Annotated in this window: 11 protein-coding genes and 1 other RNA gene; 7 read left to right on the top strand and 5 right to left on the bottom strand. The window is 57.1% G+C overall.

Annotated features, from left to right (window positions below; genetic code table 11):
* Positions 1–44: 44 nt before the first annotated feature.
* Together ffs and GS646_RS14980 are read right to left on the bottom strand one after the other, a co-directional pair.
* Positions 45–143, bottom strand: an RNA gene (ffs, locus tag GS646_RS14985) — signal recognition particle sRNA small type.
* Between the two features lie 39 nt (positions 144–182).
* A complete protein-coding gene (locus GS646_RS14980) occupies positions 183–2,051 on the bottom strand; it encodes a bifunctional 2',3'-cyclic-nucleotide 2'-phosphodiesterase/3'-nucleotidase (RefSeq protein ID WP_371732089.1) in 1,869 nt (622 codons plus the stop codon).
* Between the two features lie 183 nt (positions 2,052–2,234).
* Between GS646_RS14980 and nudC the strand changes: the two genes are divergently transcribed.
* Entirely contained in the window at positions 2,235–3,218 is a 984-nt protein-coding gene (gene nudC, locus GS646_RS14975; protein WP_171188717.1) for an NAD(+) diphosphatase, read from the top strand.
* Between the two features lie 37 nt (positions 3,219–3,255).
* A complete protein-coding gene (locus tag GS646_RS14970) occupies positions 3,256–3,723 on the top strand; it encodes an SRPBCC family protein (RefSeq protein WP_171188719.1) in 468 nt (155 codons plus the stop codon).
* Positions 3,724–3,877: 154 nt separating this feature from the next.
* On the opposite strand, the gene GS646_RS14965 is transcribed toward GS646_RS14970, so the two are convergent.
* Positions 3,878–4,711, bottom strand: a complete 834-nt coding sequence (locus tag GS646_RS14965) for a prephenate dehydratase (RefSeq protein WP_171188721.1) — start codon at positions 4,709–4,711, stop codon at positions 3,878–3,880.
* A gap of 120 nt (positions 4,712–4,831) precedes the next feature.
* Here GS646_RS14965 and GS646_RS14960 point away from each other — a divergent pair, with 120 nt between their 5' ends.
* The 5 genes from GS646_RS14960 (at position 4,832) to GS646_RS14940 (ending at position 11,193) form a co-directional block, all read left to right on the top strand.
* A complete protein-coding gene (locus GS646_RS14960) occupies positions 4,832–5,344 on the top strand; it encodes a cytochrome c family protein (RefSeq protein WP_171096040.1) in 513 nt (170 codons plus the stop codon).
* A gap of 170 nt (positions 5,345–5,514) precedes the next feature.
* Positions 5,515–7,422 carry an extracellular solute-binding protein gene (locus GS646_RS14955; protein WP_253746736.1) on the top strand — a complete coding sequence of 636 codons (1,908 nt, stop codon included), beginning with the start codon at positions 5,515–5,517 and terminating at the stop codon, positions 7,420–7,422.
* A gap of 1 nt (position 7,423) precedes the next feature.
* Positions 7,424–8,512 carry a microcin C ABC transporter permease YejB gene (locus GS646_RS14950; protein ID WP_171188723.1) on the top strand — a complete coding sequence of 363 codons (1,089 nt, stop codon included), beginning with the start codon at positions 7,424–7,426 and terminating at the stop codon, positions 8,510–8,512.
* The gene (locus GS646_RS14945; protein WP_171095968.1) at positions 8,513–9,619 is read left to right on the top strand and encodes an ABC transporter permease; all 1,107 of its coding nucleotides are present in this window, start codon (positions 8,513–8,515) and stop codon (positions 9,617–9,619) included.
* The gene (locus tag GS646_RS14940) at positions 9,616–11,193 is read left to right on the top strand and encodes an ABC transporter ATP-binding protein (protein ID WP_171188725.1); all 1,578 of its coding nucleotides are present in this window, start codon (positions 9,616–9,618) and stop codon (positions 11,191–11,193) included. Before GS646_RS14945 ends, GS646_RS14940 begins: the two co-directional genes overlap by 4 nt.
* 24 nt (positions 11,194–11,217) lie before the next feature.
* On the opposite strand, the gene GS646_RS14935 is transcribed toward GS646_RS14940, so the two are convergent.
* Both GS646_RS14935 and hemN read right to left on the bottom strand, forming a co-directional pair.
* Positions 11,218–13,146: an elongation factor G gene (locus GS646_RS14935; protein ID WP_171188727.1), complete on the bottom strand. Its 1,929-nt coding sequence runs from the start codon at positions 13,144–13,146 to the stop codon at positions 11,218–11,220.
* 211 nt (positions 13,147–13,357) lie between these two features.
* Positions 13,358–14,713, bottom strand: coding sequence for an oxygen-independent coproporphyrinogen III oxidase (hemN, locus tag GS646_RS14930; RefSeq protein WP_171188729.1), 1,356 nt, complete (start codon positions 14,711–14,713; stop codon positions 13,358–13,360).
* Positions 14,714–14,742: the final 29 nt, after the last annotated feature.

The raw sequence follows: 14,742 nt of genomic DNA, 5'->3' as shown, positions 1-14,742 counted from the left end.
GTTTTGGGTGAGACCGCGTATCACCCATTAGGCATGTGAGGGGAAAGTGAGAGGTTGGACATCGACCCAAGCGGGGCTCGTTGTGGCTGCTTCCTTCCGGACCTGACCAGGTTGGCGAGGCGCTCGCCCGCGCCAACCTCTCGACTCTGGATATAGGGAAGGCGAGGGCAAAAGACAACCCGTCAGAACGTCAGACGGATCCGCTCGAATCCGGCTTCATCAGGACTTAGCATTTGGGCGTTGAACATGCGCAGCTCATCCATGTGTTCAAGGGCACCGGGACCTGTTCGAAGCAAGGCATTTACGCCCGTTTGAGCTGTCAGTGTAAACGGATAGGGGTGCCGCGATATTGGATCGGGCGGAAGGCGACGAGATAGGTAATCCCGCGTCAGTTCTTTGATGTCGAGCGGCGGTAGGTTGATGCGTTGGGCCGCAGAGGCGGCAGGAAAATGTCCGCCTCCGCTGGCGCGGTAATTGTTGCTGGCCAGGACGAATCTTTGCGCAGGTTGAACAGGTTGGCCACCGAATGTCAGATTGCGAATTCGCCTGTTGTCAGGGTCGACCAACCGACCGTCATTGTCGAAGCGCGCAGGTTGCGATGGATCGATTTGATAGGACAGGCCGAAGATGACGTCAAAATTGTAACCGGCACGTTCGGGGTTTACTAAGTCCGCTTCTATATCAGGTGACAGCTGGTTGAGCACGCTTGCCGACATTTCCAGCCAATCCAGCACGTCGGCACCGTTGATCTGTAATGCGCGCAGTTCATTGGGAAACGGATACAGGTCTGCAACGTGACGCAGGCATATTTCCCCCGCCGGGACATCTGTAAAATGCCGTGGGCCAGCGCGCCCACCGCTTTTCCCAGGCGCCACGGCTGACAAAAGAGGTAACTCTTCCAAAGCGGAACCGTGCAGGAAAGGGCGCAAAGCGGCAGCCTGCGCAGCAGCAACCAGAGCCAAGCCGCGATCCGGTGCGCAAAAACTGAAATAGCTGTGCATGGATTCTGATACGCGCGCGACGGGTTTGGCAACCGCGCTGCGTGTCTGACGATGGGCGTCGGCGAACAGACGCACCATATCCTGGTCTTCCTCGACCGCGATTCCGCTCGCGCAAACCGGGCGCAGGTCCACGCGACATTCTTCAATGCTGAACCCGGCATTCGGTCGCGGAGAAACTACAAGATCAATGACACCAAGATAAGATCCAGCCGACCCGGCCATGACAACCGGGGTCTGATGCACCAGCCCGTTTGCGTGATCGAGATATTGGGCGTTGGTATCGGTGCGACTCGGAAGGGTCAGATGCGTATGCCCGGCGACAATGGCGTCGATTCCGTCGATGGCGGCCAAGGGAATTATGGCATTCTCCATCCCTTCCACCGGCTCTTTTTGGCCCAGGCCGGAATGCGCTAGAGCAACGATAAGGTCACATCCTTCAGCGCGCAGCCGTTTTGGCAGTTCGCATGCCGTCGAAATAATTTCCTCGGCAGTGACTTCTCCGTTCAAGTGATGTTCTTCCCAGCGGGTGGTTTGAGGCGGAAGAACGGATATCAAGCCGATGCGAAGGGGCATATCTTTGCCACCCAAAAGCACGGTGCGGTCCAGTATCGCGAATCTCTGCCATGCTTGCAGGCTACCCGATCGATGCAGGTTGCTGCACAGGACAGGGCAAGGGGCTTGCGAGATGATATTGTCCAATACCGGCAGCCCAAAACCAAAATCATGGTTGCCGAGACCTATGGCGTCGTACTCCAGCGCCGCAAAGGCTTGCATGACCGGATGCGGCACGTCGCTCTGGGCCGCCCACTCGCCCAACGGCGTGCCCTGAATTGCATCCCCATTGTCCACCAACAGAACCAAAGCATCCCCTGCTTCTTGGCGGGCTTTGCGGATCAGGCTGGCGGTGCGCGTCAATCCTAGCGTCGGGTCAGGAGTATCCGTGTAATAGTCAAAACCTGTCAGGTTCATATGCAGGTCGGTTGTTGCCAGAATACGCACATGCCCACGGTTTTTTTCGGAGGGCACCTGCGTCGAAGGGTTTTGCTTCACTTTGAATGGTCTGCTTTTGAATAGGGTTATTGATTAATTCTTACAAAGCGTAACCTAAATGATTTTTCCGGGGCCGCCATGCGGCTTTTCAGCGGCAGACATGCGTGTTGCGCGTGTTTGAATTGCCATTGCAACACGGTCTGAGACATGGCAGCCCTGTGCCAGGGACCAAAAGGAATTCCAATGAAAAACGCAGAGCAGGTGACCTTTGGCGGCTCGGGTCTGGATCGGGCGGCCCATATGCGCGGAAATGCCGAAACGTTGACGGCGGCGCAAAGCCACCCGGCGGCGGCGTGCATGATGATCTGGCGCGGTAAAGTTCTGGTTACGGGCCAAGGGCTGGATCAGCTTGCTCTGCTTCCAATGACGCACTCGCTGGTCAGCGCGGGACCAGGCGGGGTCATTGAGGCTCCTGTTTTTTTGGGCCTTTCCGCTGAAGACACGCCATTGTTCGCGGTGGATATCTCGGCCTGGACCGCAGAAGGTCTGGACCTGACCGGTCTGGGAGAGTTCGTGGACAAATCCGAGCAGCAGCACCCGGATTTGCCAGAGGGATACGTGTTTGCTGAATTGCGTCGGATCATGACGCGACTTTCGCCGCGCGATGCCGAATTGGCGGCAACGGCCAAAGCCGTTATCGGCTGGCACGAAACGCATCGGTTTTGCGCACGCTGTGGGGCTGCCAGCGAGATGTCTCAGGGCGGGTGGCAACGCAGTTGCCCGTCATGCGGCGGGCAACATTTCCCGCGCACCGACCCGGTTGTGATCATGCTGATCACATATGGTGACAGCGTGCTGATGGGCCGGTCTCCGGGCTGGCCCGAGGGTATGTTTTCGCTATTGGCGGGATTTGTCGAACCCGGAGAAACGCTGGAAGCTGCGGTGCGCCGCGAGGTGATGGAAGAGGCGGGCGTTCCGGTCGGAGACGTATCCTATCTGTCCAGTCAACCCTGGCCATTCCCGGCTTCGCTGATGTTTGGCTGCGCGGGCGAGGCACTGGCGCATGACATCGTGATTGATCCCGTTGAGATTGAAGAGGCGATGTGGGTCAGCAAATCCGAGATGATGCAGGCATTTGCCGGTGATCATCCAAGCCTTTTGCCCGCCCGCAAGGGTGCAATTGCACATTTTCTGCTTGAGAACTGGCTTGCGGATACGCTGGACTGACGAAATATTGGCGCGGCCATAAACATCAAAGGGTATCATGCAGTTTTCAGCCCGTGAGGATATCGAAGCCCCCATTAACGCAGTGTTCGACATGGTGTCGGATTTCGGACGGTTCGAACGTATGGCCATGCGCCGGGGAATCGACGTACGGCGCTTGGGGTCCGAAGCGGTCTTTGTTACCGGGACTGAGTGGCAGACAGAGTTCAAGCTGCGGGGCAAGCTGCGCCAAATGTCGGTGGTGATGACGGATTTTGACCGACCTTCGCAAATGCGATTTGAAGCCTCCAGCAAGGGCATGACCGGTCTGACCAGTGTTGATTTTCTGGCCCTGTCGCCGCGCAGAACGCGCCTGAGCCTTGAGATGTCACTGGCGGCCAAAACCCTGCCTGCACGTCTGTTGTTGCAATCGGTGAAACTGGGTCAGTCCCGATTCCGCAAACAATTGCAATCCCGGCTGAGTGAGTTTGCGCGCGAGTTGGAGCAGCGGCATCTGCACGGTGCCTAGAAAACGCCGGTGCGCTGTTTCACAACGCGATTGAGCAGAAGAGGCAGGTTGCCAAGTCGAACACCCAAACGCATTAGCGAGATGATCGCTTGCTACGTGGCTAGGCGCAGCAACCTGCGCCAATCTGAGTTCGCCCAACCTAAGGAAGAGTAGCCTATCCGCGGGGCTGCGCTGCCGGATAGACGCCCAGGATTTCCACATTGGTTGTGAAGTGTTCCAACTCGTCCATGGCCAACCGAACGTTCCGGTCATCCGGATGACCAACGATATCTGCATAAAACTGCGTCGCAGTGAACGACCCGTCAACCATGTAGCTTTCCAGCTTGGTCATGTTGATGCCGTTGGTGGCAAAGCCGCCCATCGCCTTGTACAGCGCCGCAGGGATGTTGCGGACCTGAAACACAAAGCTGGTGATCATTCCATGTTCTCCGCGACGCGCCAGGTCGGCCTGTCGAGACATCACAAGGAAACGGGTCGTGTTGTCGTCGCTGTCCTCAATGTGGCGGGCCAGCACATTCAGGTTGTAGATCTCACCAGCCAACTCACTGGCCAGCGCCGCAGAGTGCAGGTCGCCCACCTCAGCCACTTCGCGCGCCGCGCGTGCGTTGTCGGGGCTGACACGTCCGCGAATGTTGTGCTGTTTCAGAAATCCTGCGCATTGCGGCAGCAGCACCAGATGGGAATGTGCCTCGGTAATGTCTTCCAGTTTTGCGCCGGGGACGCCCAACAGGTTTATATGTACCCGCACAAATGCTTCGTCGATGATATGCAAGCCGCTATGAGGCAACAGCCGGTGAATATCGGCGACTCGTCCGTAGGTCGTGTTTTCGACCGGCAGCATCGCCAGATCCGCCGCACCTGAACGAACCGATTCGATCACATCTTCGAAAGTCCGGCAAGGCAGGGCCTCCATTTCGGGCCGTGCGTTCCGACATGCTTCGTGGCTATAGGCGCCTGGTTCGCCCTGAAATGCGATGCGATTGGTCATTTGGTCGATTCCATGCAACAAGTTCGCGATTTGGTCGTTTCGTCGCGGTGTCTATACCTTGCCTCTCGCAAGGGGAAGCCTTAGACAGCAGCCCAGACAGCTGAAATGGACTCGCGATCAATGTTCGACACGATGACAGTTACCAAGGCCGCCGCAGGCCTGTTCGGCACTTTCCTGGTGCTGCTTCTGGCCAAATGGGGGGCGGATGTCCTCTATTCTTCCGGTGGCCATGGCCACGCTGAGGCCGCCTACATTATCGAAACCGAAAGCTCGGGCGAAAGCGCTGATGGTGAAGAAGTGGTCTTTGAAGACCTGCTGGCCGCCGCTGACGTCGAAAAAGGTGCAAGAGTGTTCCGCAAATGCACTGCCTGCCACAAGCTGGAAGACGGCGCAAACGGTACTGGCCCGTACCTGTACGCTGTTGTGGACCGTCCTGTTGCGTCGGCTAAAGGCTTTACAGGCTACTCGGCCAGCATGCAGGCGCATGGCGGCAACTGGACGCCTGAAGCTCTGGATGCCTTCCTGGAACGCCCAAGCGCCTACATCTCGGGCACATCGATGAGCTTTGCGGGTCTGAAAAAGCCGCAGGATCGCGCAGATGTGATTGCTTACCTGCAGACAATCGGCAACTGATTGCCCGTCAGATCAAAGATTTCCAAGGCCGCTGCCCTGTGCAGCGGCTTTTTTTGTCTGAAGGAAACTTCACAAAGCGCTCACGCATTCTAAACTTGAAACTGTTAGCGTTGGCACTTTAGCTAGCGGTTACGACATTGGTGAAGACACTGACCGAGAGGACGAGCCACATGAAATCCCTGATGCCCGCTGCGCGTGATCTTAAATTACGGCCCTGGGCTGCGGCGATATGCATTTCGGCTGCGGTCATCGCCAGTTCTGCCGGATTGGCGTTTGCAACCGGATTGCCCGACGATGATACAGTGACGGTCAGCCATGGCCTGTCTGTTTTCGGTGATCTGAAATACGGCCCGGATTTCACTCATTTCGACTATGTGAATCCTGATGCACCCAAAGGGGGCGAGATTTCGACCTGGGCCTTTGGGACGTTTGACAGCCTTACGCCCTTTATTCTCAAGGGTAACCCCGGCGCGCTTGCTTCCGTTTTTTACGATACTCTGATGAGTGGCAGCCTGGATGAGCCAGACGCGATGTACGGATCTGTTGCGGAAACCGCAGAATACCCCGAAAGCAGAGAGTGGGTGATTTTCAACATGCGCCCCGAAGCCCGGTTTCGAGATGGCTCGCCACTGACTGCCGAAGACGTCGTGTTTACGTTTGAAACTCTGCGCGACAAGGGACGCCCGTCTTACAAATTGCTGTTCAAGGATTTTGTAGGCGCTGAGGTATTGGATACCCACAAAGTCAAGTTCACCTTCAAACCCGACGGTGCCTTGCGCGAAGCCTATCTGACCGCCGCGGGTCTGCCGATCCTGTCAAAGGCTTACTACGAAACTGTTGATTTTGAAGAAACAAGCCTTGAAGCACCAATGGGATCTGGTGCCTATGAGCTTGAAAGTGTCGAGCCGGGACGGTCAATCACATATAAGCGGCGTGATGACTATTGGGCCAAGGACTTGCCGGTGAACGTCGGACAAAATAACTTCGACCGTATCAAGGTCGAGTATTTCGCAGACTACACGACCGCGTTTGAGGCCTTCAAAGCAGGTGCATACACCTATCGCGAGGAGTTCCTTTCGCGCCTATGGGCAACGGGGTATGATTTTCCTGCGATCGACAAAGGCTGGGTGAAAGTCGAAACCTTGCCAGACGGTCGACCAGCAGGCACCCAAGGGTTCTGGTTCAACCTGCGGCGCGACAAATTCAGCGACCCACGTGTGCGTGAGGCGATAGGTCTGGCCTTCAACTTCGAATGGTCGAACCAAAGTCTTTTCCACGGGCTTTACACTCGGACAGATAGTTTCTGGGAAAACTCGGGCATGCAGGCCGAAGGGATGCCCACTGAAAAAGAACTTGAACTGCTTGAACCTCTGCGTGGGCAGGTGCCAGACAGCGTTTTCACGGATCCCGCTTTTGCACCCGCCGAGTCCAACCCGGCCAATGCCGGTGATCGTCGTGCCTTACGTCGTGCGTCAAAGCTGTTGGACGAGGCCGGATGGGCCGTAGGTGACGATGGGAAACGCCGCAATGCGGACGGCGAAGTGCTGAGCGTTGAGTTTTTGAACGACAGCCCGTCCTTTGACCGGATCATCCTGCCGTTCGTCGACAACCTGGAACGTTTGGGTATCGATGCCACGGCGCAACGTGTTGACGCGGCTCAGGCCACTCAACGCCAGAAAAAGTTCGAATACGATGTGGTTGTTCAGCGTTATGCCATGTCCCAGACACCTGGAACCGAGTTGCGCGGTATTTTCGGGTCAGACTCAGCTGACATAGAAGGGTCGAACAATATTGCTGGTCTGAAGGACGAAGCCGTAGACCAGCTGATCCAGAATATCGAAGCGGCCACCACCCGCGAAGACCTGAATGCTGCGGTCCGGGCGTTGGACCGCGTCCTACGGGCCAAACACATCTGGATACCGCAATGGTACAAGCCGGTGCACAACATCGCATATTTTGACATGTACGAGCGGCCCTACACAGACAACCCGCCGCCCAGCGGGTTGGGTGAACTGTCGATCTGGTGGTACAACCCGGAAAAAGCAGCGGCTTTGAAAGCGGAAGGCGCTTTGCAATAAAATGGGCGCCTACATTCTTCGACGTCTGCTGCTGGTCATCCCGACCCTGCTTGGCATCATGGTTGTAAACTTTGTTCTGGTGCAATTTGTGCCGGGCGGACCAATCGAACAAATTGTTGCGCAGGCTCAGGGGCAGGGCGACGTGTTCTCGGGATTTGCTGGAGGCGGTGAAGCCGGCGCGGACACCTCGGGGCCTGCTGGGGACAACGACTATATCGGCGCACGCGGCCTGCCGCCCGAGTTCATTGCTGAGCTGGAAAAAGAATTCGGATTCGACAAACCGCCTCTGGAACGTTTTCTGATTATGATGGGCAACTATCTGACCCTGGATTTCGGGCAGAGCTATTTCCGTTCGATCAGCGTAATTGATCTGGTGCTTGAAAAGATGCCGGTCTCAATTTCGCTTGGTTTGTGGTCGACCCTGATTGCTTATCTGGTTTCTATTCCACTGGGCATCCGCAAAGCGATAAAAGATGGATCACAGTTCGATACCTGGACCAGCGGGGCGATCATCGTGGCCTATGCGATCCCGGGCTTTCTGTTTGCGATCCTCCTGCTGGTGCTGTTCGCGGGTGGGTCTTACTGGCAGATCTTCCCGCTGCGCGGATTGACCTCCGACAACTGGGAGAGCCTCAGCCTCTTCGGCAAGATTGCGGATTATTTCTGGCATATTGCGTTGCCGACAATTGCGCTCACGATCTCGGCCTTTGCGACGCTGACGCTTCTGACCAAGAACTCGTTTCTGGATGAAATCAAAAAGCAATATGTCATGACGGCCCGTGCCAAAGGACTGAGCGAACGCAAAGTTCTTTATGGCCATGTCTTTAGAAACGCGATGCTGATCGTGATTGCCGGTTTTCCGGCGGTGTTTATAGGCGTGTTCTTCGGTGGTTCGATCATTATCGAGACCATCTTTTCGCTGGACGGTCTGGGCCGTCTGGGGTTCGAGGCTGCCGTGGCGCGGGACTACCCGGTGATTTTTGGCACCTTGTTCATCTTCGGCCTGATGGGGCTGGTTGTGGGGATCATCAGCGATCTGATGTATGTGTTGGTCGATCCGCGCATCGACTTCGAAAAGCGGGAGGGGTAAATGGCACTCTCTCCTCTGAATCAGCGCCGCTGGAGCAACTTCTGCCGCAACAGGCGCGCGTTCTGGTCGCTCATCATATTCTCGGTTCTGTTTGGCCTGTCCTTGTGCGCCGAGTTCATCGCAAATGACAAACCCATCCTCGTGAAGTACCGGGGTGATTTCTATACGCCCATCTTCAATTTCTATGCAGAAACCGAATTTGGTGGGGACTTCCAGACGGAAGCCATTTATCGCGATCCCGAGGTTCAATGCTTGATCGATAGCGGCGGACTGGAAGAGTGTTTCGACGATCCCGAAGGCATCATTGAACAAATCGACGCCGGGACTTTCCAGGCGGAAGGGTTCGAGCGCGGCTGGGCGCTTTGGCCGTTGATCCCATACTCCTTCAACACATCGGTAGATCGACCTGGGGCCGCGCCCCTACCGCCCAACGGTCAGAACTTGCTGGGCACGGATGACACCAAACGCGACGTGTTGGCTCGGGTGATATATGGTTTCCGCTTGTCGATCCTGTTCACACTGCTTGTGACCGGTGCCGCCAGCCTGATCGGCATTTTTGCTGGTGCCATTCAAGGGTTTTTCGGCGGTTGGCTGGATCTGATATTTCAGCGGATCATCGAGATCTGGTCAGCGACGCCTTCGTTATATGTGATCATCATCATGTTCGCTGTCCTGGGCCGAAGTTTCTGGCTGTTGGTTGCGTTGATGATCTTGTTCAGTTGGACCGGATTGGTCGGCGTGGTGCGCGCCGAGTTTCTGCGGGCGCGGAACCTTGAATATGTGCGCGCTGCACGGGCGCTGGGCGTCGGCAACATGACCATCATGTTCCGCCATATGCTGCCCAATGCAATGGTGGCCACTCTGACGTTCATGCCATTCATTGTCACAGGAACCATCGGCGGCCTGGCCTCGTTGGATTATCTGGGCTTTGGTTTGCCGTCTTCGGCACCGTCTTTGGGAGAGCTGACCTTGCAGGCAAAACAGAACCTGCAAGCCCCGTGGCTGGCTTTCACTGCCTTTTTCACCTTTGCCATCATGCTGTCGCTGCTGGTCTTCATTTTCGAAGGCGTGCGGGATGCGTTTGATCCTAGAAAGACCTTCTCATGAGCTTGCTGGATGTGAACAACCTCAAGGTCTCGTTTCGGCAGGACGGTCAGGTCAGTGCCGCAGTCAAAGGCGTTTCCTTCACAGTAGATCGGGGTGAAACCGTTGCATTGGTGGGCGAATCCGGCTCAGGCAAATCCGTAACGGCTTTGTCGACGGTGTCACTGCTGGGTGACAGTGCACTGGTCGAAGGATCGGTGACCTATGATGGGCAAGAGATGATCGGTGCGTCCGAGCAGCATCTTATGGATGTCCGTGGCAATGACATCAGCTTCATCTTTCAGGAGCCGATGACCTCGCTGAACCCGCTGCACACGATTCAGAAGCAAATGGCGGAATCGCTGGCGCTGCATCAGGGTGTGACCGGCGACGCGGCTCGAGGTCGGATTTTGGAGCTGCTGACCAAGGTTGGTATCCGCGACCCCGAAGACAGGTTGGACAGTTATCCGCACCAGTTGTCTGGTGGGCAACGGCAGCGGGTGATGATCGCAATGGCGCTGGCCAACAAGCCGGACATCCTGATAGCCGACGAACCGACAACGGCGTTGGACGTGACCATTCAGGCGCAGATACTCGAGTTGTTGGCCGAATTGCAGAAATCCGAGAATATGGGGATGCTGTTCATCACCCACGATCTGGGAATCGTACGCCGGATTGCCGACCGTGTTTGTGTGATGAAGGATGGTGAGATTGTCGAAACCGGTGTCACGCAGGACATCTTTGACAACCCACAGCATCCCTATACCCGGAAACTCTTGGCCGCGGAACCTTCGGGTCAGCCCGAACCGGTTGCCTCAGACGCGGAAGAGGTCGCGCGCACCGATCACCTGAAGGTCTGGTTCCCAATCCAGCGCGGATTTCTGAAGCGTACCGTTGGCTATGTGAAGGCTGTGAATGACGCCACGTTTAGCGTGCGCGCAGGTGAGACTTTGGGAATCGTCGGCGAAAGCGGCTCTGGCAAGACCACGCTGGCGCTTGCGATCATGCGCCTCATTGCGTCCGAGGGCGGCATAACCTTCCGCGATCAGGATGTGCGAAGATGGTCTACCCGCGAATTGCGCAGGTTGCGCAAGGATATGCAGATCGTGTTTCAAGACCCGTTCGGCAGCCTCAGCCCACGCATGACCTGTCAGCAGATCATTGCGGAAGGTCTGGCCATTCACAACATTGACCCTCACCGCGCCCCGCGTGAGCTGGTTGCTGAGGTGATGACCGAAGTGGGGCTGGATCCTGCGGCGATGGACCGGTATCCGCACGAGTTCTCAGGCGGACAGCGCCAGCGTATCGCAATTGCGCGTGCGATGGTTTTGCGGCCCAAACTGCTGGTACTGGACGAGCCGACCAGCGCGCTGGACATGACGGTGCAGGTTCAGATCGTTGATCTGCTGCGCGATCTGCAGAAGAAATACGGGTTGGCCTATCTGTTCATCAGCCACGACCTGAAAGTCGTACGGGCGATGTCGCACAACGTGATCGTTATGCGGAATGGGGATGTGGTGGAAATGGGTGCGGCCGAGGCTTTGTTCGAAAACGCCCAGACCGACTATACCCGCGAGCTGATTGCAGCGGCGGGCTGAGATCAGCCCGCCTTTCTCAGCCTATCAAGCGCTTGCCTTCTCTTTGGTCGCCGCTTTCGGCACTGGCCCGCGCAGTTCTTCGTAGTGATCAAAGGTCAACTTGACCCACCCGGTTCCGCGCGTGGCACTGGCAAGAGTGCGATGCAGTTCATCCTCGGTCACGGCGGGGATCTGGGCGTTGAAGATCTCCCATCCCGACGCATTTGGGTTGCCCTCAAATCCCAGAACTTGCCCTTGCAGCGAACTGATCGTCGGCACGAGATCGCCAACAAAGTCCGATGGCAGGTGAATCTCTGCGGTCAGAATCGGTTGCAGAACCACCGGTTTGGCCTGAGGCAGCGCTTCGCGTACCGCGTTTTTGCCTGCGGTGCGGAACGCATAGTCCGAACTGTCCACATTATGGTGTTTGCCGTCGCTGAGGGTCACTTTGACGTCCACAACCGGAAATCCCTCGGGGCCTTGTTCCAGCGCGTCCTTGGCACCGTGTTCCACCGACGGAATATAGTTCTTGGGTACTGCACCGCCTTTAACCACCTCTTCGAACTGGAACCCCGATCCGCGTGGCAGGGGTGCGACCGAAATCACCACATCGGCAAACTGTCCTGCCCCGCCGGATTGTTTGCGATGACGGTGGCGATGTTCGACGGGTGCGCGGATGGTCTCGCGATAGGCGGTTTCGACCTGATCCGCTTCAATCTCGATCCCAAAATCCTCAGCCAGCTTGGCGGTTACGCGACGCATGTGCTGTGGACCTTGTGATCCAAGAATCGAATGGCCGCTCAACTCATCTTGCTGCAGGTGCAGGCCGGGGTCGATCTCGGCCAGTCGGCTTAGGGCGTTGGACAGGCGCACATCGTCCCGCTCATGCGCGGGTGAGACGATCTGACGATGCGCAACCGGGTGGGAGGACGCCCATTCCGGCAGCTCTGTCGCAGAAGAGCTGTCGTAGATATAGCCAGGGTTGAGGTGGTCGGATTTCACCGCCAGCCCAATCTGCCCGGCCTCCAGTGTCGCGATTTGGGTTTTGGCATCCAGCGTTGTCAGGTTTCCTACGGTTTCACCGCCCAACGCCTCGTGCGCTTGTACACCGTCCCCAAGGCCGCGCAGAACGACAATCTTTCCGATGTGCTTTTTGACATCTGCAAAGCCGGCAATTGCGCGGGCGCTGTCTGCAGCCTCGTCGCGTCCTGCGGCGATATCAAATTCAGGCGCTTCGTGTCGCAGTGCTTTCATCAGGCGAGTCAGCCCGTTGCCATGGCTCGCTGCACCCAAGCACGCGGGGATCAACTGGTGATTTTGCAGGACCTGCGCGGCAAGATCATACACTTCGTCATTTGGCGGCTGTTTGTCCTCGATCAGCTGTTCCAACAGATGGTCATCGAAATCGGACAGGGTTTCCAGCAACTCGGTTCGTGCTTCCTGCTCTCGATCTTCCACGGATTGCGGCAGTTCGATCAGGGCCGAGGGTTGGCCTTCCTGATATTTCCAGGCCCGTTCCGAGATCAGATCGACCGCGCCGATGATCGTGTCTCCTTCGCGGATCGGAACCTGACGCAAGGCGATATGATGGGTGCAATATGTTTGCAGGGCCGCGATGATGTCGCGGATGCGGCCATTGGGATTGTCCATCCGGTTGATGAAAAGGAAACAGGGGATGCCCGCTTCTTCGACCAGTCGCAGGTAGGGCGCGCATAGAACAGCGGCATTCGGGTCGGGTGGCACGACCACCACGGCGGCGTCCGATATGGCCATTGCAGGCCCGACATAGGCCAGTGCATCACCGCCGCCATCCACGTCGATCGCGCACCAGGGCTCGTCCAGGTAAGAAAAACCGTGCAAATGCACGGTTCCGGAAACATCGAATGTTGTGGGGCGCCCGTCGAGGCGGCTGATGGCCTCGACCAGGGTAGATTTGCCCGATTGGCTGGGCCCGAGGACGGTGAAGACGCGCATGAGTGTTGTCCCTCTTTCAGGTTGCAGAATGGCTGCACGAAAGGGGCATCCGCCGCATTTGCGTCGGCAAGGACTGTCTGTATTTTGCCCGCCTCAGGGTGCAGGGCGAAACTTCACCCCACAGCACGAGTGTGGGAAAAACCGCAGGCGTGCGTCAAGCCCCCGTTGCGTTTTGTGGTCTGCGGGCCAGAAATTGCCCGCAGCGAAGAGGTCAGATTGCCGAGCTGTGCCCGGCTTTGCTCAGGTCATACACGTCAAAACTGCGGGCGATCATCCGGGTTAACGCGCGCGCTTCGGGCGGGATGAAAAGCCCGTCATCAGTGATCCGCAGAAGCCCGTCGAAATCGGCGTTGGCGGAGTGATACATATCATTCAGCGTGGCGGCCGAGACGTCGTGGTCGCGCAGGATTTCAGCGCTGTTGATCTGGAAATCACACATCAGCGCTTCGATCAGACGTGCGCGCAGAATGTCCTGGCCTTTGAACAGATGTCCACGGGCTGTTGAAAACTGTCCGTCACGGACGGCTTTTGTGTGCGCCGAGGTGGCCGAGGCGTTCTGCGCATAGCCTTGCGGAAAGCGCGAGATCGAACTGGCCCCGACCCCGATTAGAACGTCTGCCTGATCGTCGGTGTATCCCTGGAAGTTCCGCTTCAAGCGCCCCGCGCGCAAGGCATGGGTCAGCCCGTCATCCTGTGTAGCGAAATGGTCGATGCCAATTTCGGCGTAGTTGTCCCACAGGAACAGACGACGGGCGGTATCGAACAGCTCGAGCCGTTGTTCCGGCGTGGGTAGCGCGTCGGAAGGGATCATCTGTTGGCGCTTCGCCATCCAGGGCACATGCGCGTAGCCATACAAAGCCACGCGATCCGGGCTGAGCGAAAGAAGCTTCTGCACGCTTTCGGTCATCCGGGCCTTTGTCTGATGCGGCAGGCCATAAAGGATATCTGCGTTCAAACTGGTGATGCCACGTTCACGGATCATGTCGATGGCGTCGCGGGTGGTGTCGTAGCTTTGAATACGACCGATGGTTTTCTGAATTTCGTCGTCGAAATCCTGCACCCCGATCGAGGCACGGTTCATACCTGCGTCCGCCAACGCATCCAGACGGGCTTCATCAATTTCGTTGGGATCAATCTCGACCGAAAATTCGGCATCAGATCCCATGGGTACGATACCCAGAATATGCTGCGCCAATTCGCGCATCAGCTGCGCGTTCAGCAAGGTCGGCGTGCCGCCACCCCAATGCAGGCGCGACAGCACCACGCCTTCGGGCAGGCGGGCTGCAAGCAGGTCCAACTCGGCCTTCAGAACGTCCACATAGGCAATAACCGGGTTGTCGGTTTGGGTTCCTTGTGTTCGGCAGGCACAGAACCAACACAGCCTGCGGCAGAACGGAACATGGATGTACAGGGAAATGGCACTGCCGGGTTTGATCCCCGAAATCCAGTCGCCAAACATGTCTGCTCCCACATCATTGCTAAAGTGGGGGGCGGTGGGGTAGCTTGTGTAACGCGGTACTTTCGCGTCAAAAAGTCCAAGCTTTGCCAATTGTGGTTTCACTATCATGGCGATACCCTTATGGCACCGACAACTTG

Origin of the sequence: Ruegeria sp. HKCCD4315, assembly GCF_013112245.1 — a bacterium.
Taxonomy (GTDB): domain Bacteria; phylum Pseudomonadota; class Alphaproteobacteria; order Rhodobacterales; family Rhodobacteraceae; genus Ruegeria.
The sequence above is the reverse complement of the archived record's forward strand: the minus strand, read 5'-3'. Positions and strand labels throughout refer to the sequence as shown.